Source organism: Nitrospiraceae bacterium (genome assembly GCA_035623075.1).
Classification (GTDB): domain Bacteria; phylum Nitrospirota; class Nitrospiria; order Nitrospirales; family Nitrospiraceae; genus DASPUC01.
Genome location: DASPUC010000034.1, coordinates 44,676 through 69,132, shown reverse-complemented (window position 1 = coordinate 69,132; position 24,457 = coordinate 44,676). Strand labels below are relative to the sequence as shown.

At 56.2% G+C, this 24,457-nt stretch carries 27 protein-coding genes; 8 read left to right on the top strand and 19 right to left on the bottom strand.

The window, feature by feature from the left end; all coding sequences use genetic code 11:
• Positions 1-463: 463 nt before the first annotated feature.
• A complete protein-coding gene (locus VEI50_11795; GenBank protein HXX75806.1) occupies positions 464-859 on the bottom strand; it encodes a hypothetical protein in 396 nt (131 codons plus the stop codon).
• A 132-nt stretch (positions 860-991) separates the two neighbouring features.
• On the bottom strand, positions 992-1,222 hold the full coding sequence (locus VEI50_11790) for a DUF6290 family protein (GenBank protein HXX75805.1): 231 nt from the start codon (positions 1,220-1,222) through the stop codon (positions 992-994).
• A 122-nt stretch (positions 1,223-1,344) separates the two neighbouring features.
• Here VEI50_11790 and VEI50_11785 point away from each other — a divergent pair, with 122 nt between their 5' ends.
• Positions 1,345-1,554, top strand: a complete 210-nt coding sequence (locus tag VEI50_11785; protein ID HXX75804.1) for an AbrB/MazE/SpoVT family DNA-binding domain-containing protein — start codon at positions 1,345-1,347, stop codon at positions 1,552-1,554.
• Positions 1,551-1,922, top strand: a complete 372-nt coding sequence (locus tag VEI50_11780; GenBank protein HXX75803.1) for a type II toxin-antitoxin system VapC family toxin — start codon at positions 1,551-1,553, stop codon at positions 1,920-1,922. The genes VEI50_11785 and VEI50_11780 overlap by 4 nt, the downstream gene beginning before the upstream one ends.
• An 86-nt stretch (positions 1,923-2,008) precedes the next feature.
• Here the strand turns inward: VEI50_11780 and VEI50_11775 are convergent, their stop codons facing one another.
• From VEI50_11775 to VEI50_11745, 7 genes are all read right to left on the bottom strand, one after another.
• Positions 2,009-2,962 (bottom strand): DUF523 and DUF1722 domain-containing protein, encoded by a 954-nt coding sequence (locus tag VEI50_11775; protein ID HXX75802.1) that lies wholly within the window; start codon positions 2,960-2,962, stop codon positions 2,009-2,011.
• Positions 2,959-4,404: a deoxyribodipyrimidine photo-lyase gene (locus VEI50_11770; protein ID HXX75801.1), complete on the bottom strand. Its 1,446-nt coding sequence runs from the start codon at positions 4,402-4,404 to the stop codon at positions 2,959-2,961. Before VEI50_11770 ends, VEI50_11775 begins: the two co-directional genes overlap by 4 nt.
• Before the next feature lie 17 nt (positions 4,405-4,421).
• On the bottom strand, positions 4,422-5,339 hold the full coding sequence (locus VEI50_11765) for a TIGR01777 family oxidoreductase (GenBank protein HXX75800.1): 918 nt from the start codon (positions 5,337-5,339) through the stop codon (positions 4,422-4,424).
• A 198-nt stretch (positions 5,340-5,537) separates the two neighbouring features.
• Positions 5,538-6,374 (bottom strand): formylglycine-generating enzyme family protein, encoded by an 837-nt coding sequence (locus VEI50_11760; GenBank protein ID HXX75799.1) that lies wholly within the window; start codon positions 6,372-6,374, stop codon positions 5,538-5,540.
• Positions 6,371-6,739, bottom strand: a complete 369-nt coding sequence (locus VEI50_11755) for a hypothetical protein (GenBank protein ID HXX75798.1) — start codon at positions 6,737-6,739, stop codon at positions 6,371-6,373. Before VEI50_11755 ends, VEI50_11760 begins: the two co-directional genes overlap by 4 nt.
• 145 nt (positions 6,740-6,884) lie before the next feature.
• Positions 6,885-7,850 (bottom strand): formylglycine-generating enzyme family protein, encoded by a 966-nt coding sequence (locus tag VEI50_11750; protein HXX75797.1) that lies wholly within the window; start codon positions 7,848-7,850, stop codon positions 6,885-6,887.
• A gap of 58 nt (positions 7,851-7,908) precedes the next feature.
• Positions 7,909-8,205: a hypothetical protein gene (locus VEI50_11745; GenBank protein HXX75796.1), complete on the bottom strand. Its 297-nt coding sequence runs from the start codon at positions 8,203-8,205 to the stop codon at positions 7,909-7,911.
• Positions 8,206-8,343: 138 nt separating this feature from the next.
• Here VEI50_11745 and VEI50_11740 point away from each other — a divergent pair, with 138 nt between their 5' ends.
• The gene (locus tag VEI50_11740; GenBank protein HXX75795.1) at positions 8,344-9,255 is read left to right on the top strand and encodes a MerR family transcriptional regulator; all 912 of its coding nucleotides are present in this window, start codon (positions 8,344-8,346) and stop codon (positions 9,253-9,255) included.
• Between the two features lie 182 nt (positions 9,256-9,437).
• Here VEI50_11740 and VEI50_11735 read toward each other — a convergent pair whose 3' ends face one another.
• Both VEI50_11735 and VEI50_11730 read right to left on the bottom strand, forming a co-directional pair.
• Entirely contained in the window at positions 9,438-10,514 is a 1,077-nt protein-coding gene (locus VEI50_11735) for a site-specific integrase (GenBank protein ID HXX75794.1), read from the bottom strand.
• Positions 10,501-10,809 (bottom strand): helix-turn-helix domain-containing protein, encoded by a 309-nt coding sequence (locus VEI50_11730; protein ID HXX75793.1) that lies wholly within the window; start codon positions 10,807-10,809, stop codon positions 10,501-10,503. Before VEI50_11730 ends, VEI50_11735 begins: the two co-directional genes overlap by 14 nt.
• A 635-nt stretch (positions 10,810-11,444) precedes the next feature.
• Here VEI50_11730 and VEI50_11725 point away from each other — a divergent pair.
• Both VEI50_11725 and VEI50_11720 read left to right on the top strand, forming a co-directional pair.
• Positions 11,445-12,437: a hypothetical protein gene (locus tag VEI50_11725; GenBank protein ID HXX75792.1), complete on the top strand. Its 993-nt coding sequence runs from the start codon at positions 11,445-11,447 to the stop codon at positions 12,435-12,437.
• A gap of 42 nt (positions 12,438-12,479) precedes the next feature.
• The gene (locus VEI50_11720) at positions 12,480-12,761 is read left to right on the top strand and encodes a hypothetical protein (protein ID HXX75791.1); all 282 of its coding nucleotides are present in this window, start codon (positions 12,480-12,482) and stop codon (positions 12,759-12,761) included.
• Positions 12,762-13,139: 378 nt separating this feature from the next.
• Here the strand turns inward: VEI50_11720 and VEI50_11715 are convergent, their stop codons facing one another.
• The 8 genes from VEI50_11715 to VEI50_11680 form a co-directional block, all read right to left on the bottom strand.
• Positions 13,140-13,619 carry a hypothetical protein gene (locus VEI50_11715; GenBank protein ID HXX75790.1) on the bottom strand — a complete coding sequence of 160 codons (480 nt, stop codon included), beginning with the start codon at positions 13,617-13,619 and terminating at the stop codon, positions 13,140-13,142.
• A 77-nt stretch (positions 13,620-13,696) separates the two neighbouring features.
• Complete coding sequence (locus VEI50_11710; protein HXX75789.1) at positions 13,697-14,257, bottom strand: lipid-binding SYLF domain-containing protein; 561 nt, start codon at positions 14,255-14,257, stop codon at positions 13,697-13,699.
• A gap of 151 nt (positions 14,258-14,408) precedes the next feature.
• Entirely contained in the window at positions 14,409-14,642 is a 234-nt protein-coding gene (locus tag VEI50_11705) for a hypothetical protein (protein HXX75788.1), read from the bottom strand.
• On the bottom strand, positions 14,620-15,393 hold the full coding sequence (locus VEI50_11700; protein HXX75787.1) for a NapC/NirT family cytochrome c: 774 nt from the start codon (positions 15,391-15,393) through the stop codon (positions 14,620-14,622). The genes VEI50_11705 and VEI50_11700 overlap by 23 nt, the downstream gene beginning before the upstream one ends.
• A gap of 15 nt (positions 15,394-15,408) precedes the next feature.
• On the bottom strand, positions 15,409-17,685 hold the full coding sequence (locus tag VEI50_11695; protein HXX75786.1) for a nitrate reductase: 2,277 nt from the start codon (positions 17,683-17,685) through the stop codon (positions 15,409-15,411).
• 528 nt (positions 17,686-18,213) lie between these two features.
• Positions 18,214-19,059, bottom strand: coding sequence for a hypothetical protein (locus VEI50_11690; protein HXX75785.1), 846 nt, complete (start codon positions 19,057-19,059; stop codon positions 18,214-18,216).
• A gap of 273 nt (positions 19,060-19,332) precedes the next feature.
• The gene (locus tag VEI50_11685) at positions 19,333-19,950 is read right to left on the bottom strand and encodes a carbonic anhydrase (GenBank protein ID HXX75784.1); all 618 of its coding nucleotides are present in this window, start codon (positions 19,948-19,950) and stop codon (positions 19,333-19,335) included.
• Between the two features lie 4 nt (positions 19,951-19,954).
• The gene (locus VEI50_11680) at positions 19,955-21,523 is read right to left on the bottom strand and encodes a SulP family inorganic anion transporter (GenBank protein HXX75783.1); all 1,569 of its coding nucleotides are present in this window, start codon (positions 21,521-21,523) and stop codon (positions 19,955-19,957) included.
• 796 nt (positions 21,524-22,319) lie between these two features.
• Here VEI50_11680 and VEI50_11675 point away from each other — a divergent pair.
• The 3 genes from VEI50_11675 (at position 22,320) to VEI50_11665 (ending at position 24,436) form a co-directional block, all read left to right on the top strand.
• Positions 22,320-23,426 carry a deoxyhypusine synthase family protein gene (locus VEI50_11675; GenBank protein HXX75782.1) on the top strand — a complete coding sequence of 369 codons (1,107 nt, stop codon included), beginning with the start codon at positions 22,320-22,322 and terminating at the stop codon, positions 23,424-23,426.
• The gene (locus tag VEI50_11670; protein HXX75781.1) at positions 23,423-24,073 is read left to right on the top strand and encodes a thioredoxin domain-containing protein; all 651 of its coding nucleotides are present in this window, start codon (positions 23,423-23,425) and stop codon (positions 24,071-24,073) included. Before VEI50_11675 ends, VEI50_11670 begins: the two co-directional genes overlap by 4 nt.
• A gap of 84 nt (positions 24,074-24,157) precedes the next feature.
• Positions 24,158-24,436, top strand: a complete 279-nt coding sequence (locus tag VEI50_11665) for a hypothetical protein (GenBank protein ID HXX75780.1) — start codon at positions 24,158-24,160, stop codon at positions 24,434-24,436.
• The last annotated feature ends 21 nt before the right edge of the window (positions 24,437-24,457 follow it).

Here is a 24,457-nt window from a genome sequence, read left to right as displayed (position 1 = left end):
AAAAATTAAGAACTGCTCCAGATTCCAGCGAGCGGTCTGGACACCTCCTTCCGTCTTCCCTCGCTGTTTGAGTTGGTACTGACAAAACTGCTCCACTAATTCCACTAATGGTCGCGTCATGACGTTCCCTTTCCGGTCCCTGTCACAACTGCGACTTCGCCGCCGAGCAGTATGCGGAGGCACCAACCACCCGTCAAGCTGGTTCTGAGGCGCCAAGGCTGTATCAGTCACTATCGGATCGGCATCCATGACGTGCAACCAACCGGGGGGAGTCTCATGACACCCCCGGACCCCCTGTGTGCGCTCGCGTCGGCACGCCAGCGTCTCTGTTGTGACGGTGCAGCGCGTCAGAACATCGGGCTCGCCTTCCGGCATCCGTTCAGGCCTGCCCGCTGCAACGCGCCCTGCCCCGCGATGTGAATTGATCCCTGCCCCGCGCGGTGGTGGGGACAGGGAAATGGTGTTATCGAACGAGTGCCTTCAGTTGCTCCTTCTCCAATCGGACTCCGAATTCGCGTTCCACCCGTTCGCTCATCTCCTGCCACGAGAGCCCCCCACTTTTCATCTCTTTCAGGAGCGCCACGGCCTTGGCCAATGAGCGATCCTGGGCTGGCTCTGGTTGCACTCGAATACCGAGCTTCCGATACACCTTCTCCTGGAGCGCCTTGGTTAAGGCCTCGAAGCTTTGTGGCGTAGGAGGGCGTTTTTCCTGGCGTGGCCGATCCCAATACGGATTCTTGCACCGGGCACAGCGCTTGGGCTTGCGGTGAGAGCGTGGCCACCACGCGTTCCCACACCGTAGGCAGGTTCGCTGTGCCAGCACCGGAGACTCTTGTTTTCCCTGTCGGAGTACTCTCATGTGAGCAGGGTTGGTAGTTAATCCATTGGAAACATTCATTTTCGCCCCTTTGCGATTTGCGCCCCCGTATTACCAGTCGGGGGCTTTTTGGCGCCCGGCTGGCGTGCGCCACCCGGTGCGCCAGGTAGCCGCTCACTCCTCATTGAGGCTGGTCCGCAGCCGACGGTTCAGGGAGTCCATGGCCTTCAGACCGATCGTCCGTCCGATGATCTTCAGGGCCTGCAGTTCTCCATCCATGACCATGGACATGAGCATGCTGGCCCGGACGTATTCCGAAACCGTCATGCCTTCTTTCTTGGCGCACTTCTCGATCAGCGCCTTTTCCTCATCGTTGACCCGAAACTGGAGCATTTGAGTTTTCATAAGCCCTCCTGTGTCATGCAAAGTGAATAGTACTGTATTACAGTATGAACGACATCTGCAACAGTTGACGAATAGATGGTAAGACGATAGTATGATCGATAGTTAAATCGTAAGGAGGCTGTATGGCTACGACAACCATTTCATCGAAGTTCCAGGTCGTCATACCCAAGGAGGTGCGAGAGAAGCTCCACTTGAACCCACGACAGCGCCTGCAAGTCGTCGAAAAGGGCGGAGTGATTACCTTGGTACCCGAGGTCCCACTGAAAGCCTTGAAAGGTGCTCTCAAAGGGATGTCAAACACGGATGTGCGAGAGAAGAAAGAGCGACTGTGAAGATCCTCTTAGATTCTAGCGGGTGGATCGAATTCTTCACAGGCGGTCCTCTCAGTGAACAGTATGCCGCCTATCTGACCCCTCGGTATCAGCTCATTACCCCAACTGTCGTTCTGTACGAGGTATACAAGAAGATCAAACGCGAGCAAGGTGAAGAGACGGCGTTATTGTTTGCCGGACGGCTGAACGCGACCCAGGTCATTCCCTTGACGGAATCGATCGCGTTCTTGGCTGCTGACTTAAGTCTGCGACACGGATTGGCGATGGCCGATGCGATCGTCTATGCCACGGCCAAAGATCAGGAGGCCGAGGTGATCACGAGTGATGCGGATCTCAAGGATCTGCCTGGAGTCGTGTACGTGAGATAACGGGGCCTCGTCATCTCTCCTATGCCACAACTTGCGCAGTGTCTATAATGGAACGATTCCACGTTGTGGCACCGCCAGGACTCATCCTAGACGTGATTCCGAAGCATCAGTTCCTTTGGATGCGGGTTGAGATAGACCTGGTCCTGAATGTAGCCCACGTCGAATCTGCGGACGTAGTGCTTGATCAGCGTCAGCGGGACGATCAGGGGCGTGAGCCCTCGATGATAGTCTTCGATCACGCCTAAGAGTTCCGATTTGTCCTCGGCCTCTAATCGGTTCTTGAAGTAGCCGAGAATATGATGCAGCACATTCACGTGCTTGCGGGCGGTTGCTCTCACGGCCAACGCTTTCATGAAGAGCTCCCCGTATTTTGCGGCCAACTCCTTGGTACGATACTGGTCGGCCCGACCTACCAGCCGCCCAAGGACTTGGTAGTGGGGCTGGCTGTGTGCCAGCAGCAAGAATTTATGAATTGTGTGGAATCGCACCACTGCCTGTCTGGTCACTCCCCGGCCCACGAGGTCCAGGTACCGATGGTAACAGAAGATGCGCTCGATGAAGTTCTCGCGCAGAGACGGATCACAGAGCCGCCCTTCCTCCTCGACTGGGATCAGGGGAAACCGTTTGATAAATGCACGTGCGAAAATACCGATGCCATTCCGGCTGGGCATGCCATGCTGGTTATAGATCCGGACCCGCTCGACACCGCAGCTCGGCGAGTCCTTCTTGAAGATATAGCCTGAGAGATCCAGTGCCTCGAGTGAGTCGAGACGATCGGCGGTCATCTTGCACAGCGCGTCCGTATGATCCCTCCCGCTCTTGATCGTGATCAGCCGCGGGCGATTAGGGTCGCCGACCAGCCGCATGGCTTCCCGGGGCGTACCCAGTCCCGCCTCGACTTCTGGACAGATGGGCACCCACTCCACATAGCGCCCGAAGACGTCCGTCAGAAAATGGTCGCGCTTATGGCCGCCGTCGAACCGCACTTCGTCCCCGAGCAGACAGCGGCTGATTCCGAGGCGAAGCGGGGCGGGTGTCACCGCCTTACCTGCTGTTTGCTGAGGCCGAGGTATTCCCGGCGAGCCTGTCGATGATCCACAACCGGCGAGGGGTAGTCCACCCCAATGCGACAATGGGACCGGCTCTGTTCATCGAGAGTCATCACATGGGGCTCATGAATCCGCTGGGTGGCCACCCGCGCCAGTTCCGGCACATAGCGGCGAATATACGCCCCATCGGGATCGAACTTTTTGCTCTGCAACGCGGGGTTAAAGATCCGGTACGCGCGCATCGCATCCGTCCCGGTCGAAGCGCACCACTGCCAGTTGCCGTTGTTAGCAGCCACGTCGGCGTCGAGAAGGTGATTCATGAAATACCGCTCTCCGCGCTGCCAGTCGATCCGAAGATCCTTGATTAGGAATGACGCCACGATCATGCGCACTCGGTTGTGCATCCAGCCGGTCTGATTCAGTTGACGCATGCCGGCATCAACGATCGGATAGCCCGTCCGTCCCTCGCACCAGGCCTGAAACAAGGGATCCCGCTCAGGGTCCCGTTCCCGTGGAGGAGATACGGCCGCATACCGGAACGGCCCTTCGACGACCCGCGGGAAGGCAGTCAATACCTGTTGGAAGAACTCTCGCCAGATCAATTCATCGATCCAGGTCAGGATATCAGGGCGCGAGACGCGCCCGCCTTTCGCTAATGTACCGAGCGCCGCATGAACCGCGTCCCGCGGCGAGAGCGTGCCGAAACGGAAATGGGGAGAGAGCTTGGAGCTTCCGTCGATTCCCGGAAGGTTTCGGCCGTCGACATAGCGATGAATGGGACCAGCGAGAAATTCTTCAAGGCGCTTGCGGGCCCGACATTCCCCCGGTCCGATCCATGGCGTAAGGAGTTCATATCCCAGATCCGAAGCCGAAGGCAGCGGGAGAGGTAACAGCAACCGGTCCGCCTTCGGGCGCTTCACGGTCGAGGGGACCGGCAACGGCAGCGGCTTCACCGCGTGCCACTTGGCCCACCAGCGCGCCCGATAGGCACTATAGCGCTGCAGCGGTTCGCCAGTGGCGCTCCGGACCTCTTCGGCTTCAAACACGACATGGTCCTTGAACGTGCGCACAATCACCCCGAGCTTAGCCAGTCGTTGAGCCACGATGAGATCTCGTTTGATCGCGCCCGGCTCATAGTCGCGGTTCCAGTATACGATGTCGGCCTTCCAACTCTTCGCCGCATTCACGACTTCCTCGCCCTGCGTGCCGCGCCGCCATTGGAAAGGAAGCCCCAGCTTGGCGAGCGAGGACGCGAGGTCCTCTAAGCATCCGAGCATGAAGTTCACGCAGGCCGGACCGAACTCATGCGATTGCAGGAGTGGTTCGTCAAACACGAAGAGGGGAATGATCTCGTCGCACTCCTTGCAGGCTGCCATGAGGGCCGGGTTATCGTGGAGTCTGAGATCGCGCCTGAACCAAACGATGCTGCGCATTATACAGGCACCTCGTGTCACTGCAGGGTGAAGATATTCTGTAAGGCCTTGGTGAGGTACGAATACTGAAAACGGTATCCCCCTTGTTCCGCCTTCGCCGGCTTCACTCGTTGACCCGTTGTCATGAGAGATCCAAGTTCTCCCAAGGCCAACCCGAACACAACTTCAGGCACGGGAATCCACGAGGGCCTGTGCAACACCTGACCGAGTGTTCTGCAGAATTCCGTCATGGTGACTGGTTCTGGTGCCACAGCGTTAACGGGTCCGGATACACTCGGTGTCGAAAGCGTCCACTCGATGAGTCCCGCATAATCATCCCGATGAATCCACGAGACCCACTGAGTGCCGGGCCCCGCAGGTCCTCCTATGAAAAGCCGGAACGGCAGGACCATGCGAGGGAGTGCGCCTCCGTCGTCTCCAAGCACCAGACCGGTCCTTAGACAGACGGTTCGAATACCCTTTGCAGCGGCTTTCTGCGCGGCTGATTCCCACTGCACACATAAATCAGCCAGAAATCCCTTACCAGCTGGGCTAGCTTCATCGACCACCCGATCATCCTGGTGGCCATAGAACCCAATACCTGACGCGTTTATGAGCACCTGTGGCGTCACCGGCAGACGGAAGCAGGCTTGGACAAGTGCACGTGTCGCATTAAGTCTACTTTGAGTGAGCAACTGCTTTCGGCTCTCCGTCCAGCGTGCTTCGGCAATCGAGGCCCCGGCGAGGTTCACCACCGCCTGTGTTCCTTGTAACGCCTCTTCCCAGCGGCCCGATGAGGTGCCATCCCATTCGATTGGTTTCACCATTGTCCCAAACAGGCGTTCGACTTCCGTTCGTCTCCTCGTCAGAATCGTCACACGGTGACCGCAAAGAAGAAGCCTCTTACAGAGACTCCTCCCAATAAATCCCGTTCCGCCTGCTACCACAACGTTCACAGCGTTCTCCTCCCATAAGATATTCAATAAGGCGTCAATCCAAATGGCACCAAGGGGGACGGGCCCTTCACAGGGGATCAGGACCCGTCGACCTTAGTGGGTAACGCCGTGCGGAGTTGCGGCGCCACCACAGGTAACATGTGTACCGGCCTCCGAAGCTCCACAACTCACCCTCAAACATTGACGAATCCTCCGCGACTATTTCTGTTGATCACCATCCAGACTACTCGCGCAGCGGAAACCGGTTCCGTGGGTCTGCAACGCAAACCCACCACGACCTCTCGCGGTGGTGGTGATATCACCCACTGGGCTGTGCCAAGATCCACCGCGGATCGACCGGACGACCCCCTTTTTGTCGGGTCCTTGTGGATTCCGAACCGGTGCCAGTTTGTAGTAGTCCCCGTCGTACCAGTCGGCAACCCACTCTCTGGCATTGCCGGCCATGTCTTTCACCCCGTACGGCGAGTCGCCTCCCAGCAGCGATCCAACCGGATATAAGGTCTTGTCTTCCTCCCATTCGCGGTCGAAGTTGGCACGCTTCAATGTGGCCGGTTCGTTGCCCCAGGGGTACAGCCGGCCGTCCGTGCCACGAGCTGCCTTTTCCCATTCCGCCTCCGTCGGCAGTCGCTTCTTGGCCCAACTACAGTAGGCCTTGGCGTCGTACCAAGTTGTTTGCACGACAGGGAGTTGCTCAATGCCTTTGATGGACACCAACGGGCCCGTTCCGTATGGGTTCGGCGGACTGCGATGGCCCGTTGCTGTGACGAAGGCCATATACCGTTTATTGGTCACTTCGACTTGATCAATTGCGAACGCGTCGAGGTACACTGACCGTTGAGGCCGCTCATCGGCGCGCCCTTGTCCTTCCGGACTGCCCATCAAGAACTCTCCGGCTGGAATCATCACCATGGGGACCGGATCAATCTCTTTCCGATCCGCTGACGCTGCCAGCGCCGGACTCAGGGTACAAGTTGAAATCACGATCACCACACAAAGTGTTCGGCACAGCGGTCCGTTATCAGAGGCAGATTTCATTTCTTCGGCTCCTTGCTGCCTTCGATGGCTTTTGTCGAATGAATCTTCACTTGCCCGACCAGATGATCCACCTCACGTTTGTCTCCGCGTTCGGCCGCCTCCTGTGCCCGAGTCACGAGGGTTCTGGCCTCGTGCAGATGCTCCTCAATCTCGGCCTGCAGAGCAGGGGACGCCACGGTTCCCCCTAATGCCGCCCGGTGATAGACCTCCCATGCGTGGTCCACAGCATGCTCGGCTTCGTGGACCGATGTCGCTTGCTCCGGGTGTGGATGCTGGACTGGATCGATGGGCCCGGCCATGAGAGGGGCCACTCGCAGGAACGCACTGAAAGAAATTCCGAGAACCAGTGTCGTGTACTGTGTCATGCGTCCGCCTCCGTCACGATCCCGATGGTTTATCTTGAAACCCCGGGATTCTTTTCTTCAGACCGCGAATCATGTTGGCTGAAACTCCAGTCGCTCATTCGGCTCGGAAGGGGCGGTCTTACCGCCCCTTGAGCCGGGTCGACGTTTAGTGTTTCTTCTTCATGTTCTTCTTGATGAGATCACGGGTGGCCAGATATTCCTTGTTCCCCGGATCGGCAGCCAGAGCCTTTTCAATTGAGGCCATTGCGTCCGCGTGTTTTTCCGCTCCCATTGCAACAAGGGCGGCAATGAAAGCGTCACGTCCCGCCTGGATCGATTCGTCAGAGATGGCGGGAGCCGACTTCGCGCAACGGAACCCGAGGCCTACTCCATAGGAGTTGTTGTCGGGCTGGTTCCAGAACCGGTGGCTTGTGTGCAACGAGGTCTCCGGCGCCAGCCAGGAGCCCCCGCGCAGTACCTTCACAGGCCCCTGATTCGCGAAGTTGTATCCTTTATCCGGCCCTTGCGGATTCAGGGCGAGGCTCTCCTTATAGTACTTTGGGTCATACCAGTCAGCGACCCATTCGAAGACGTTTCCTGCCATGTTGTACACCCCAAATCCGCTGACACCTTCAGGGTAGGAGTCCACCGGCATGGTCCGACCGACGTTCTGTCCATAATTGGCTTTCTGCGGATCGAGCTTATGTCCCCACGGGTAGTGATTGTCGCCCTCCGGACCCTTCGCCGCCCGCTCCCATTCCGCCTCGGTCGGCAGTCGCTTGCCTTCCCAGATGCAAAAGGCATTGGCATCGTTCCAACTCACACCGACGACTGGCTGATTGGGTTTGCTGAGTCGCGGATCATCCCAATACGCAGGAGCCGGATGCCCGGTGGCCTTCATGAATTCTTTGAATCGCGCATTTGAGACCTCGTACTTATCGATCAGGTAGCTGTCCAACACCACTTGGTGCGGGGCCTCATCCGCATGTTCATGACTCCCCATCGTAAATTCGGATCGAGGGATCTTGACCATATCCTTGTCGGTATTCGGCTTGTCCGCCGTGGCCAGAGAAGCAGAACCAACTGCCAACAAAACGCCTAATCCTGCCTGAAGAACCATTTGACTCCGCATGAGAAACCTCCTTAGTGTTGAGAAAGACCAGGACCATCCTGGTCGGTTGAGCGCATCGCTACGCTGCCACCTGAGATCCGACTGACTGCGAAAGCACCTCGCCTGGCTGTGCCGCAGCTGCGCTCCGCTGCAGCCTCCGGTTCATCAGAATCACTGGATCGACGACCTCCCCGCACTGGACGCATCGTGAGGCGAGGAACTCGAGTTCCCCACTGCCGTTTAGTAAGTCCATGCAGAACTCGCCGACCATGAGTCCTCCGCACTGATGGCACCGTCCGCCTTGGATGCCTTTGCTGGAGAAGCCCTGCATCGTGAGTTCCGCCGCCGATTCTCTTTTCTCCGCCGCTGTTGCCATGATCACCTCCGCATATTTGATGTTTAATGTATGTTCAATGTATGTCTAATGTATAACCCATGTTGTCCAATGTGTCAAGTGTTGTAATTTAAAATATTTGACAAACACTGGACGCAAGAATATTATGAACAATAAGTCATGAATACTTATAGAATTCATATAGTTGCGAAGCTAACAGGTCTCTCGAAGGATGTGATAAGGGTCTGGGAGAGGCGGTATGAACTAGTCAAACCTTTGCGCAGCGCAAACCGCTATAGAGAATACACGGACCAAGATGTGACGCTCCTTCGATTCCTGAAAGAGGAACTGGATCGCGGCCAGACGATCGGCGCGCTCGCATTAGAGGGGCGCGATTCGTTACTCCAACGAATGCGGACCAGCGGGATTCCCACCACGCAAGAACTGCAGCCGCACGCGAGTCTCCTCGACGAACTGGTTAAGCTCCTCGATCCGCTCGATAAAACCCGCTTCGAAAGGAAGCTCAATGGGGCAGTAGCGGTCATCCCGTTTGAAGAGGCGCTGCAGAGAATCCTGCTTCCGCTGCAACGCCGTGTTGGAGAGCTATGGCACGAAGGACGAGTGAGTATTGCGGTGGAACACTATGTGACAAAACTCGTTCAGCAGAAGTTATTTTCAGTCACGAACCAACTTCCAGTAAACGAATTCGGGCCGCGTGTTCTGGTTGCATGTCCGGAAGGTGAGCCCCATGAGATTGGTGCACAGGCTGTGGCATATATCGCCGCCACGCGGGGTTGCCATGTCTATTATCTCGGACCGAACCTTCCCATTTCCGATCTTCAGACATTCTGTGAGCGTGTCGAACCTGATCTGGTTCTTCTGTCTCTGACTGAGGTGAAGTCGGACGCAGTGGTACGACAACTTCTCCAAGAACTCGAATCTCTATCGATGCGCTGGGCTGTTGCGATTGGCGGACAAGGCGCACTTGCTATCGAGCATCTCTTGCTCAATAGCAAGGTCACAGTTATACATGATCTGGTTGCCCTCCACACCAGACTCATGGGGTTGCTAGCAAAGCGAACTTTCCATTGAACTGCCATTTCGGAAGCGATGCTATCAGCGCCAACCTAATACCTACACATAATCCTAAATTCAGCCCCATGTTTTAGTCATACCCCATTCTGACTGGAAGAAAATAATCGAAGCTCGCGTAAATAAATGGCGAAGTCGCAGTCGAATTAAAACACGGGTTCGAATCCCGTTGGGACCACCACTTATTTCCAAGGACTTAGTGCCATGCTCTCAGAGCGGTCCGCTGCCTGTGTGCTAATTTTGTGATTACCGCGATTGAACACCTGGATCGCGTCACGCAGATTTTCAGGTGCCAGATGCGCGTAACGTTGGGTCATCCGACCATCTCGGTGCCCTAACAGTCGCTGTACATGGTACAGATCCACACCTTGCTGCACCAAGCTCGACGCAAACGTGTGTCGTAGATCGTGAAAGCGGAAATCCTCAATCCCAATCCGACGACAGACTCGCCCGAAGGCGATCCCCACGGCATCACCTGTCAGGGGTTCTCCATCCAGCCGAGTGAACACAGGTCCGAAGGGGTTCAATCTCGTGCCCCTTAACTTTTGCAAGATGGTCATCACAGGATCACACAGGGGCACCCCGAGCCGATCGCCATTTTTGGTGGACTCAAGGACAATCAACTTCCGGTGTAAATCCACCTGCGACCACTGAAGCATCACGACGTTCTCCCGCCGCATGCCGGTGTAGCGCGCGATCAGGACGATGGGCTGGAGCCAGGCCGGACATGCCTTGACGACCCGTTCAAACGTCCCGTCGTCGAGATACCGGACGCGAGCATTCCGAATTCGTCCAAACATCACCCGGCAGACCGGATTCTCTCGGCACCATTCCCATTCCCGAATAGCCACGTTGTAGGCCGCCTTCATGAGCCCCAGTTCTTTGGCGATCGTTGCCGGTTTGGCCCCTTGCTGGTGACGGTTTGCCTTATACGTGGCAATTTCTTTCGGCGTGACCGCAGCGAGTGTTTTTGAGCCGAACACCGAGCGCAAGTTGGTAAGAATGGAGCGGGCTCGCCGCTCACTATGACGATTCCCACCAGCAACCCGCTCTCGAAAATACCGCTCCATCATTTCTCCGACGGTCCGATCCTGCTCTTCCCCTCGGTCGAAGTATTGGCCTTCAATGATCTTGACTCTGACTTTTGAGCAGATTGCCTCAGCTAATCGCTTATTGGTTGTGCCGGTCGAACGGCGAATCTGTTCTCCGTTGTATGTGAAACTCATCCACCAAACACGGTGTCGCTTATAGAGCCCCATCCGTTTCCTCCTTCCTGATGAGGCTTGATCTGGTCTGGCTTCCCCGTGGAGGAGGAGTATAGGCGTGCTGTTTCGTCCGAGCAATGAGGACATCGAGCGCTGTGTGAGGGTCGCTTGGTGCGGTGAGTGGCTGCTGCACTCGGAGCGACTCCAGCCAGCGCTCGATCTCCTCACGACGGAACCGGAGCGCGCCATGAATCTTGAGACAGGGAATCCGTCCGTGCGTCGCCCACGAGTAGACCGTCGAGGGTTTGATGTTCAACCTGTGTGCGAGGTCTTTCACAGTCCACAACATGCTGGCCTCTGGGTGTGGCTAGTCCACGCAGCCCGCATAAGCACTGTTGGTTCTGATTGGGGTATATAGGCTGTGCTATGCAACAATCAAAAACCCGACATGACCGGCCCACACTCGTGTCGGGTTTTGGCAACCGAGAGGGGAGTGCAGAGGAAGGGCCCAACGCGAGAGGAGCACGACGGTATCTGTGCAGGCAGACCCGCAGCGGTGGCTGCCTTAACGAATAAACGGCGCGAGTAGTTACCAACTCTGCCTAGCTGTCACTCGGCCATCGTCTGGTCCAGCGGTCCGATTCCAGTCCGAGCCGATCGGGGTAAGCTTGCCCGGTTTGTTTTTCCAAAAATCCGAACGGGTTCTCACGGACGAAATGCTTCGGTGTTCGCGCACCGCACTGTGCGAGATAGGGACAAGCTAGCTTACGCGCTTTACGCGGGTTTACTCAGCGTTACCCACAGTGCTAGCTTACGCATCCGAAATCGGTGACAGGTCACGAAACGAATAGAAGTCCAATCTGGTGAGGAACCGGGTCAAAAGCCCCGCCGAAATTGAAGACCGATGGTGTCGAAATTCACAGGGGATCTTGCTTCAAGCGACAAGGGTCAAAAACAAATGTTAATGACTCACATGGAAGCTGGTTGAACACTCCCGGCCCGTCAACGAGTCTGATACTCCTTATCGTCCTCGGTCTCTTTGGAATCTTTGATTCCGGAATAGGCTCAGTTTCAATCGCGGCCGAGACATCTGGTGGACATATTGACGAGGCAGCCGTCGAACCACCGGAGGAGCCGCCACCGCCGGAGGACCGACGGCTGTTCTCGGGCCTGCAGGGCGCTACGCCAGAGGAGCGCGCCCGCCTTACGGCAGAACGAAAGCGCCTCTCGGAGGCTGCCTCGGCCTTCGGCACAGACCCGACCGCCATCATCGGCTACTATCAACTCACCTACGGGCACAGTCAGTTCACCCTCGGGCAGCGTCTGGACACCGCGACGGCTGTCATCCGCCTTCCGGTCACACCCAACTTTGGCGTCCAGGCCACGGTGCCCTATGTATGGGCCGATCAGCAGCGGCAGGGATTCCCGACGAACGGCCTTAGCGATACGGTGGTTCGCGTGGGTGGGCGGGTGTATGCCAGTGAGTACGTGGCAGTGTTCCTCGGGACAGACGTGTTGTTTCCAACGGCCTCGCCGGACCGACTCGGCACGGGCAAGTATACTCTCGGACCGGGCGGGGTGCTGGCCGCCCCGCTGGCCCGAGTGCGCTCCATGTTCTATCTCCTGGTCCAGGACTACAGCTCCGTCGGCGGCGATCCCTCCCGCACCGACCTCCACTTTTTGCAGGTCCAGGGGACCATCAACACCATCTGGTCCGATCATTGGTGGACTTCGGTCCAGGGAACCTGGAACAACGATTGGAATACCCACCGACCGACCGCGTCGAACGTGGTGGGCCAAATCGGCTACCGGTTTGATAATCATTGGAACGTGTTTGCTGGGCCCGGTGTGGGAATCACGGGGGATAATACGCCACTGGGTCTCGACTGGACGGTGCAGGCCGGCATACGCTGGGTGTTCCGCACGCCGTTGATTCCCGAGCGCCTCTTCAAAGGGCTCCCAAAAGAGGGGGGCTAAGTGGTTGTCGTGCGAGATCAACAAAAGCTGAAGGAGGCTCTGATGCGTAGCACTGTTCTTGCGCTCGCACTTCCTGTACTCGCAGGGTGTAGCATCACTTCCCACTCATTCATCGTTCCCCAAGGGACAAGTGAAGCAGACTGGTCCGTCGATCAGCGCGAGTGTTTAAGCATCGCCCAGCATGAGGGGGTCGTCCCAGGAATGGTTGCAGGAACTTCCTACGAGGTTCCTGTAACTGACACAGATGCCTACGTGGCGTGCATGGAGAAGAAGGGCTATAAGCACGATGGCTGGGGGTGGGCCCCCTTCAAAACATCTAACTAGGTGTGCCGATATAAGGATCGCTTGGGTGTTTTGCGATCCTCGATTCTTCACCGCTTTCCAATGATGAGCACGCTGTTGAGCTTGGCCGGTTGCGGCAACCTATAGTTCACCTTAGAAGGCTGCAACATACTCCTTGAATTGAAAATAACTGAGGACACCGAGAATAAAGGGCCAAGCACTGACTGAAGAACAGGTTCTTTCGCTACACAAGGGTTCAGGTCAAAAATAGTTGTTTTTGACCCTTACGCGTGCTGTTTCTGATCCCCAATGGAATCCAGAGAATAGCAGTCGCATGCTGACAACCTTTTGATGCGCCGGCTGGCTGATCGTTTTTGTCGATCACAGGCTTTTACCAGCACGCTGACATAGTCGCATGCCTCAACTCGCCAAGGGAATCAGCGCGGCCAGCTCGAACTTCACGACCGCCCGGATCTTGTTTTCAAGCTGGATATAGCGGGCGACTTTCGTCGCAGGAAGGACCTTCCCCATTTTCGCCGCATACGATTGCCGCAGCTTCACTTCGGATTCATCGACCGCCAAGGCGTCAGCCAGCAACTTTTTGGCGGTGTCATTGGAAATCTCACCCTTCCCGGCATTGTAGGCATCGGCATAGCTCTTGATCGTGGTGATCATCCGCTGATTGATCTGCTCCAATTCCTTCTGATACGCATCGTAGAGCGGCCAGAAGTTCTTCGCTTCCGCATCGGTGAGCGTCATATTGTTGGCGATGATCAGCTTTTTGTCGGCTTTGATTTTCTCTTTCAGAATCTCCATGTTCATTTGATTCGCTTCTTGGGCCTGAACGGGACCGAGAAGCAGAACCGAAAACATCAGCACGCTAATCTGCAGCACCCTCATTATCCCTTCTCCTTTCTCAGTTCATTCACGACTGTTGCCCTACACGTCTGCCAGTACCCTTGGTGGGTCGCCGCGATCTACGGCTCAATTTTGGTGATCTTTGAGCCCTGCAACCCCAAGCCCGCCATCAGCCCCTGCTGGCTGAAGATGAAGGCATAGACATCGCTCCGTCCTGTCGTTGTCGTCACGCTCTTCCCCGCGCCTTTATCCACGACCACGATACTGGGACCGACCCCGACCTCCCACCCCGAGCTATTGTCTAGATACTCCAACGCCTTGTCGTTCATGAAGAACAGGACGTAGCCGAACGATTGCACGCCGGCCTGCAGACCGTAGGATGCAGCCGTGGTACTGTAATACCCGACCGTTGCCCCATTTTTTTTGAGGGCACCTTTCCCATAGTGAGCCCCAACAATAAAGCCACCCTTCGTGATACTCGGAAAGATGAGGATGCCCTTGGCATCCTCTCGAAACGTCTCCGCTTCCGGCGTATCCGCCAGCAATTTCTTGAGGGCCGCATCCGCCTCACGGTCGATCTCGGCCGCCTCAGCCGACTTTCCTGCCCATGCCATCGACGGTTGAAGCGAGAGACCTACTATTAGAGAAAGAAGTAAGATGATGAGCGTGTCATATCTCATTGATTGTTCCCTCCCGGAAGCGTAGCTACATGCCTCCTTCATTGTGCCCAATATCTTGCTCAGCACTTCATGATGGCACCGTTTCTTTCATCGATTGATTGCTTCTGCGCTCGCCCCATGCGCTCAAGATCTAGCGAAGACAGATACGTCATTAGAAGGCACGCCGCCGTTTCAGGTCGGCGGCGACGGCGCTGAGGTACAGCAGGCCCGCGAGCCCAAGCAGAGGGATGCCGATGAAGGTCCCCAACCCCATCGTCCACGCGCCGAACCCGTACCAAAGAAACAGCAACACGCAGACGAGGCCCACAATGGCGGTATACACGGCCAGTGTCAATTGCCTCTCGACCCATGCCGCGGCGCGATCAGGGACGTTGGTCGTTTCCATAATGACCTCCCAGCTCCGCGGTCGTTGTTATTCGGCTCGCCATCTTTTTTCGCTCGCTCGGTAGGGGATGGGGCGGTCCGTGACAGGAGATACATGCGATGCGGTCTGCTGCAAGCTCTGCCACGAGCGCTTGATGGCTCTTCACACGCTCCCACTTGCCGGTTCCTCGATGGCAGTTCATACAATTGGAATTGTCGTAACTGCCCGCGTACTGAATGGGATCCGCGTAGGTATTGGTGATGTAATACAGCCAGTGTCGGAATCCGTCTCGTTTACCTTCCACGGTACCGGTCGCGCCGTAGGTCACGTGACAGGAGTAGCACTGGTCTTTCGCAATCCAGTTGTTCCGGTAGTGCCGCGCGGCCAACGTCGGGCTGCTTGGATTTTCCATGTCGTTGACGAAGGGCTGCATCACGTGGCAGGACATGCAGGCCTGCACCGACTTGGTCCCCTCCATGACCGTCCTCGTGGTACTCCAGGTCACGATAATCGGCAGCACAAACAACCCGATGAGGAGCAGGCGCCGATAGGTACTATGCTGAAGTTTGTTTCGGTACACGTGCTGAACCAGAATGAGCAGAAGGATGCCCCCCACTGCGGCCGCTATGCCTATCCCGCGCAAGACATCAACGTCTGACCATCTGCCGTGCGTCTCGACCGCCCATGCAGGAGAGGCCGCTAGCCACGCTTCCGCAAGGAACGCCATGAGGACAATCAACTGATTCCGGCGAGACCCGAGTTGTTCTGTCATGGTCAGAGTCCTCCGCTAGGCCATCTTCCGCCGAACTGCGACCGCACAACGTTTGTAGGCTGGTTGCTTCGAATAAGGATCGTAGACGTCCTGAGTGGATTGGTTCACCAGATGCTTGGCGGAGTGCATGGTTGCGAACACCATCCCTGGCCGCACAACCTCCGTCAGACGAGCCCGCAGCTCGACTTCTCCGCGCCGGCTCTTCACCACAACCGGATCACCGTCCTTGATTTGTAACTGATAGGCATCGTAGGGGTGGATCTCCAGGTAGTCGGGGTGGATACCCTGAAGTGTAGGTGCCTTACCAGTGATGGTCATCGTATGCCAGTGCTCTAGAATCCGGCCCGTGTTGAAGATCAGCGGAAACTCGGCGGTGTAGGGATCAAGCGGTTCTTCCTGATGATCCAGCCAGACGGTGGCTCGTCCATCCGGTTTTCCGTAGAAATCGAACCGGCCCGTGCCCGTCGCCATGGGATCTTCACCCGGGACGTACCGCCGTTTCGTACCCGGATGCGTCTCCGTCGGGCAGGGCCAGAGAAGCCCGCGCTCTTTCTGCAACCGCTCGTAGGTAATGCCTTCAAAGTTGTATTTCGACTGGGCTGAGACCCTACGCCATTCATCCCACACGTCTTTCGGAGTTCTGGCTGAGATCAGATCACCGTGGCCGAGGCGGTCCGCCAGGTCCACCAGAATTTCGAGGTCACTTTTAGCTTCCCCAGGTGGGTCCACGAGTTTTGGAGTGAGGTGATAGCGTCGCTCCGCGTTACCCGTGACGCCTTCCTCCTCGACCCATAGGGCGGCAGGCAGCACCACGTCGGCGAATTGTGTCGTTTCCGTCGGATGAAACGCGTCCACCACGACCAAGAAGGCCTTCTCCATCCCTTCCCGGTAGGCCGTGACGTTGGGGAGCGTCTGTCCAGGATTGGTGCACATCACTAGACAGCATTTCACTGCCCCGCGGTTCATTGCGTCAAACAAAGCGACGGCATGGAAGCCTGGCTTCGGACTGATCCGCCCGCGCGGGACATTCCACAAATCCTCCATTTCCTCCCGGTGCTTGGGGTTGGCCACCAGACGTCCGTTCGGCAGCGCATGCGCGAGCGAGCCGGTGTCGCGCACCCCGCCGCAGGCGTTCGGCTGACCAGTCAACGAAAACGGTGTGGCGCCGGGACGGCCAAAGTGTCCCGTCAGGAGATGCATCGCGCAGACCAGCCGGTTGGACGCAGTCCCCTGCGCTTGCTGGTTCAGCCCCATGGTCCACAACGACATCGTGGCCTTCGACGAGGCGAAGAGAAAGGCCGCTTCGCGAATATCCCGCGGAGTGATGCCGCAGGTTTTGGCCGCCGCCTCCGGCGTAAAGTTCGCAATGTGCCGCTTGAAGTCGTCGAACGTCCGGTTCGCTTCGCCTTCCTGAAATGAGAGATAGTGTTCGACCATGTCCGCGTCGACGAATTTCTGTTCGAGAAACACGTGAATCATCGCGTTGTAGAGGGAGACGTCCGTCCCCGGATAGATGGGTAGATATAGGTCCGCGTGCCGTGCCGTAAAGGTTTTGCGCGGGTCCACGACGATGATCTTGGTATCCGGGTGACTCCGCTTACGGTCCCGCACGCGTTCCCAGAGTATCGGATGGCACTCCAGAGTGTTTGATCCCGTGATAAAAAAACACTCGGCATCGTCCATGTCTTCGAAACAGCCCGCTGGCTCATCCTTGCCAAAGGTCGTCGTGTAACCGGTGACGGCCGACGCCATGCACAAGCGCGGGTTCCCATCGACATTGTTGGTGCCGATCCCGGCCTTGAACAATTTATTCGCGGTGTAACTCTCCTGCGTGAAGAGCTGCCCACTCCCATAGAAGGCCACACTGTCCGGCCCATGTGTCTCGATCGATTCCTTGAACTTTTGCGCCACCAGCGCCATGGCTTCGTCCCAGCTCGCCCGCTGGAACTCACCATTCTTCCGGATCATCGGGTACAGGGCGCGGCCTTCGGTGTAGAGAATGTCACGGGTGGCCAAGCCCTTGATACAGAGGCGACCGCGGTTGTGGCCCTCGTCGTCCCCTTTCACGTCGGCAATTTTATTATCCTTAAGGCCGATCATAACGCCGCAGCCCGTTCCGCAGAACCGGCAGACGCCCTTGTGCCAGATGTCAACGGGGATGACCGGTTGGCGTTCCCAAAGCTCGCCACAGCCGGCCAGGGGCGCAAGGCAGGCCAGTCCGACGGAGGCTCCCAGGATCTTAGTGAGTTCCCGGCGGGTCAATCCATTTAGTTCATCCGAGTTCTCCGACATGGCGTCATCCTCCTCATCGACTTGATGAGAGTTGTTCTGTACCGGCAGTGGCTTGCGAGCGAATAGGTGTGCTTATTGTGTGAGTGCGGTGCCCTCGCCCCGTTCTGCAGCTATGCAGAAAACTTACAGTGAGGAGTAGGCTAGGCTGGCGGTACCTAGATGTCAAGGATGAAGGCAGGTAGGCATCTGGTAACTCCTACCCACTTCACCGGCTACCCGCGGAAGCATCACGCCTCGATGTGACATTCCTGAATCACAGTGAGGCTGATAAAACCACAGAGTGCAGCACTGTAGACGAAGCGCGGTTTAGGAAAGCGCGATCACGACCCTACTCAGGCCTACTGGAACTCACTCAGGCCCACTGGGGCCAAGGTTTGCAGAAAGTACGAACTTTGGCTGGAGTAGGCCTGAGTGGGCTGGAATGAGGTGGGCTTGAGCACAACATGAGCACAATCGGTTCCCCTTGGAAGTCTTCAAGCTTAGAGAGGGTCTCTAAATACGAGAATCTACCATGTAAAGGATCTAAGGCTAACGAGACTGAAGGAGTTGTTGTTTCAGCCTTTCGGTCACGGCCACGTTCGGTTTGTTATCGCGTTCGTAGACGATGTTGGCACGGCGCATAAAAGATTCGGGTAATTCAATTACGTGTATTGGCTTCGCGTCTTCGCGCTTGACTTGCATGTGATTAATCTTGTCTTGGGTCTCCACATCGAAGAACGCAATCTGCCCCATGCCTATAGGGGTCGGGCAAACCCCTATCCCGACCCATCCGATGAGGCCAACTCCCGGTTCGTACTCACGATCAAAGTACGCAATTGGAGCAAATCCAGACGAGTACTTGCCAACCCTGAGAGAAGCCTCAGTGGCTAGGACTCTTGGAACGCCTTTTCCATCTTTTGGCCGATAGCGATGAAATCCTTTGGAGTGGTTCAGGTCCTGTAGAAACTCATGGGATGAAACCCCTCGAAGCAAGAAATCCCTCATGATCTCGTCGTGCATCCAGGGCAGCTTGATGCGGTTATCATAATAGACATCCAATTGGCATTGGACTGGAGGCCAACAACTGTCTTCTCGACCCCCAAGTCCGCAGGTGGTAATTCCAATGGTGGTCATGCGGAACGCAATGGCCAATGCGCCTTTGAGATTGGCATCAATCCACTTATCCGGCATCCGAAACATCTGTGCAAATTCCTTAGTGTAAACCCACGTGTACGGATCGAGGGTATACGGCTTTCCGTACTTGAAGGTAAAGTGATCATCATGGGTTCGATCTTCAAAAGCTGGAAGCGTTGGTTGCTGGGCCTGTACGACCCGCGGAATCATGCCCAGCACGAGCAGCACAAACATCACCTGCAGGACGGATTTCGACATCATGTAGTCTCCAATTCAAATTCAGAGTGGAATGGAACGCTTATGCCTGAAGCGTACTTGCTAGGATAGCGTTCGTCAAAAGAAACGGTGGTTTAAACGCGGTCTGCTGTGTTTGCAAAGGAATCCCTGATGAGGTCAAAAACCCTTCAAGATTCAGAGCCGCCATTCTCAGGATTTCATTGATGATCAAGACTGGCTGTTATTGGGGTCACAAACAACTGTTTTTGATACCCAAGCTGTACGATGCAGTCCGCTCCCGGTCAAGCAGTGTAATATTCATGCTGGACTGGATTTGTCGGGTGTGTCGAGAGTCTCAAGCTCCTTCAATTTCCCGGTTCGCAAGTCATAGACCCACCCGTGCAGGTGAAGCCCCTGCTTCTTCTCCCAAGCCTTCCGCACGATGGCCGTCCGGGCGACATTCCTCAGTTGCGTGGTGACATTGAGCTCGACCATGCGGTCGAAGCGCAGTGCGGAGTCGGATATGCAGTCGAGTTCGCCCGCGTGGCTACGGTAAATCGCCCTCACTTGGTCAAGCCATTGTCCGATCACGCCCTTGTCCTCCTCATCGTGGATTGCATGGAAGACCCCGCCGCAATGATAATGTCCGCACACGATGACATGCTCTACCTGTAGCACTTCTACCGCGTACTGCAGCACGCTCACCACGCTCAAGTCGCTTTCGGATACCTGATTTGCGATGTTTCGGTGGACGAACAGCTCGCCGGGCTCCGATCCGGTAATCTCTCCGGGCGGCACACGCGAATCCGAACAGCCGATCCAGAGAAACCTCGGCTTTTGTCCGTGGACCGCTCGTTGAAAGAAATCGCGGCGCAGAGCGAGCTTCTCCATCACCCACGCTTCGTTCGACAGCAAGAGCTTGACGTACGGGTCCATCGTGCTAGGTCTCCGGTCCGAGTATTTTGCCTGCAATATGTTTCAGTTCTACCGTGATGTCTTGGTGGTCGGCCATCTTCCGAAAGTCTTCCACCACTTCAAGAATGTCGCGATCGATGTAGGATGCCTTCGTTCCGTCGATCAACACATCGGTACCCCGTTCGATGGCTCGCAGTTTCGTTCTAAGCTCACTCTTGTTGATGAATGTCGTATCCTTATTCAGACGAATGAGGCAGGCATTGCCCCTGCTGACAACGGTGACTGCATCGCGGTGGTTACTGCGGAGTACGAAAAAGAGCCCGCATGCCAGGCCAAGTAGTACTCCCTTTAGGAGGTCTGTAAACACAATGGCCATCACGGTCACGAGGAAGGGGATGAATTGGGTCATGCCCAGCCGGTAGACGGACTGGTACATATCCGGTTTCGTCAGTTTGTATCCAACCATGATGAGGATAGCCGCCAGGCAGGCAAGGGGGATCTGATTCAACAATTGCGGTATCAGGAGTGCACTTGCCAGCAAGAGGAACCCGTGAACAAATGCAGCCATCCAGGTACGACCGCCGGCATACACGTTGGCGGAGGTACGAAGGACAACGCTGGTAACAGGTAAGCCCCCGAGGAACCCCGAGACCACGTTGCCTGCCCCTTGCGCCCAGAGTTCCCGACTGGGAGGCGAGATCCGCCTGTACGGATCAATGCGATCTGCAGCCTCGAGCGACAAAAGGCTTTCGATGCTTGCGACAATGGCCAGCGTCAGGCTGATTGACCAAACATTCGAGTCTGCAATTGCAGAAAAATCGGGGATGGTGAATTGATGGGTCAGATCCTGGAATGATTGGGCGACCGGCAGCTCCACGAGGTGCTGCGGATCGCTGATGTACAGCGCCGGAGCCACAATTTGGAAGACGTGATTCACGATAATACCCAGCGCGACAACCGCGAGTGAGCCGGGCACAACTCCGAAAAAGCGCGCACCTCCTGAGGCAAGCTTCTCCCAGACGACAAGGATGATCAAACTCAGGACCGAAATGAGGAGCGGCCCGCCGAGAATTGGAGCGGCGTCGGCGAAAATGGCCGACAATGTGTTCATGTTGCCGGCTTCCAGAAAGCTCAAGTCACCAATCCAGTCGAGATCATGGCCGAGTGCGTGTGGAATCTGCTTGAGCACGATCACTAACCCGATCCCAGCAAGCATCCCCTTGATGACGGAATTCGGCACATAATCGCCAATCGCCCCGGCACCCAGTATTCCCATCACGATCTGAATGACCCCGCAAAGGACCACCGCGACCAGGAACGCTTGATACGAACCAAGTGTCTGAATCGCTGTGATGACAATCACGACGAGTCCAGCGGCCGGGCCACTCACACTGATCTGTGAACCAGACAGGATCGAAATCAGGCAGCCGCCGACAATTCCGGCGATGATGCCAGCGAACAGCGGCGCACCGGAGGCGTGGGCCACACCCAGACACAGAGGTAGTGCGACCAGGAAGACGACGAGGCCTGCTGGTCCATCGTGCTTCAGGAAATTACTTCGAGTTGGTGCCAGAACACTCGCATCAAACTGCATGGCTTCTCCTGGCTCAAATGCGGCCCATTATCATTTGTTTTTTGAACGGGCTAAATGATACGGCAAAGCTCAAGATAATTCGACGTCTATGGTTCTGGTGTGGGGGAGGTTTTTGATCCTTCGACTTGGAATTGCTATCCCAATTTAAATGCAACCATGAAAGCTCTTCTCTTAATGCGGCCAGCGGAATCGAATTTGATGTGAACCATCGGCCAGTTGTTGTGATGGATTTGTGATAGAAATGGGAGCAACGGATAGAATAAACAGGGACCAATAGAATCGCTGTAAACGAGGTAACTACTTGGTCAACAAGCGAAATGGGGAAACCAGGTTTTAGATCAAGCCCTTGTGGAAATCGCTATTTTCGCCCTCTCAAGGCCCAAACACGGGTTCGAATCCCGTTGGGACCACCACACCGAGCTAGCCGAACGGAAGCCTCTCTGCTCCATTGGGCGATCCGCAAAATGCCACAATGTGACTGTCTTCTGTTCGAACCCTCCTTGGGTGTGCTGCCTGCTCTTTGTTGGCTAATCGTGCAACATACCCCGGGCAGATAGACTCTCTGGCGTCCCCCTACATCAATATCGCCTTTCGTATGCACCGCCAACTTGCTCTCGCTCTACTGCGATTGTTTCGGCGGACAAACGCCCCCGGAGTGTCCTATTTATTTGGACCGTGGTCATGCATGCTGCTGGCTTCTTCCACGCCCAAACTTCGTTGACGCCTCTATCGTTGGTTGTGTATAACGAAGGCGCTCCCATTAATTTGTTCAGTGCTGATCTAGGTAGAGTCTTCAATGGCTGCACGTGAGTTCCACGACGGTGCGAAAGACGGGCTTGAACCGCTTGAGCCGCTTGATCCGGAAAAGATCCGATCCTTCGAAGATCTCCTAACCGCCATGCGCAAAACAGCTTTTGGCGGCCGCCGATTGGGCGAAGCCTTCGAAGTGCTGTGGTCGATGATCGATGATCCAGATTGTTCGGTGATCCTGACGCTGTCCGGTGCGATGACGATCGCCAAAATGGGCAAAATCGTCAGCACCATGATCGACCACGGCATGGTCCAGGGTATTGTTTCGACGGGCGCGTTGATCGCACATGGGCTCAGCGAATCCATCGGGAAAACACACTATCGCCATCGCCCGTCGATGAGTGACGAAGAACTGTTCAGGAAGGGTTACAATCGTGTCTACGACACACTGGAGATGGAAGCTAATCTGAACTACGTCGAGCACATTGTTGCGCAGACACTGAAGCGGATCAACCACGAGCAGCCGCTGTCCTCCGAAATCCTGACACGCGAACTGGGGAAGACGCTGGCCGAGGATTTTGAAGGTGATGGGATCCTCAAGAGCGCGTACCTTAAGAAGATTCCGGTGTATATCCCCGCATTCACTGATTCAGAAATGGGCCTGGATGTCGGCACGTGGGCGATGAGTCGTGAAATCGATCGGGCGCGATCGCAGGGGAAAGGCACCAATGATCTTGAGGTGCTCCGTTTCATCAACCGGTCTTGTCCTTCTTTCAACCCCTACCTCGATCTCAATAGCTATACCAATGTCGTGACATCCACCAAACGACTGGGCATTTTTACGATTGGTGGAGGCGTCCCACGCAATTGGGCACAACAAGTCGGCCCCTACATCGAAATCGCCAACATGCGGCTGGGGCTGAATGTGAAACCGCCTCGGTTTCAATATGGCGTGCGAATCTGTCCGGAGCCGGACTATTGGGGTGGGTTGAGTGGGTGTACGTATCAAGAAGGCATTTCGTGGGGGAAATTTGTCCCTCCTGAGGAAGGCGGCCGTTTTGCTGAAGTGTTGAGCGACGCGACTGTCGTGTGGCCGTTATTGATGGTCGGGTTGCTGGAGAGGAAGAAGGCCAAACAGCCCAAGCGTACATGATGTTGGCTGGTTTTACACGAATCATCGGCCTGACGTTGTTTCTGATAAGTGTGGTGGTTATTCCACTCGCCACCGCTGGAATCGGTGAGATCACGGACGATGGACGTATTCGGGGCCGCGTCGATGCCCCAGTCACTTTGATCGAGTATTCAGACTTTACCTGCGGCTATTGCCTGAAATTTTTCCGCGACACCTGGCCGAAACTGCAGGCCAAGTACGTCGAAACCGGCAAGCTGCGGTTCGTATACCGCGATTACCCTCGAGCAGATCGAGGGGTGGGAGTCGAAGCGGCTGTGGCGGCCCGGTGTGCCGGGGCACAGGGTCGCTATTGGGCCATGCATGACCGATTGTTTGGCGAAGGGGGGCGCTTGGACTCAGCGGCCTTTCGGGGCTACGCGAAGTCCATCGGCCTCGATCAAGTAGTTTTTGCTCAGTGTGTTGATGAACGGCGGTACCTGGAGTCCATATTCCAAGACCGTCAGGAGGCCAACCGCTGGGGGTTTCATGGGACTCCCGGGTTTATTTTGATGCATACGGTCGGAGGAGCCACGGAACAGGAACCGGCAGTGGCTATCCCCGGGGCATTCCCGTTTGACGACTTTGCGGAGGAGATCGAGCGTTTGTTGCGCAGTGCACCGCGTTCCTAGGAAGCGCCGCCTGGCAGTCAGCGGATCGTCTGACCATTCGACGGCGAGACATTACACGATCCCAATCACGTAGGAACCTTTATTATGTCAGCATCACAATTGTTCTGGTCCGTTCCCCAAGGAGAGGGGGAGGCTGCATTTTGGGTCTGCATGTCCTGCCTGGGCGAAGTTTTCTATCGCAAGGTCCCCATGCCGGATTGTCCCACATGTCACGGAGTTTCGACGTACGAGGCTTTTTCGCTCGAGGCGATTCGTGATTGGGGAACAGAAGAGTTGATCGCGAGAGCTGCTTCCGAGGAGCAGCGAGCAGCGGTTCCCACTCCCGAACCGACTCCCGCGTCTTCACTTGAGTCCGCGGACTAACTCTTGGTGCTTGGCGGAGCG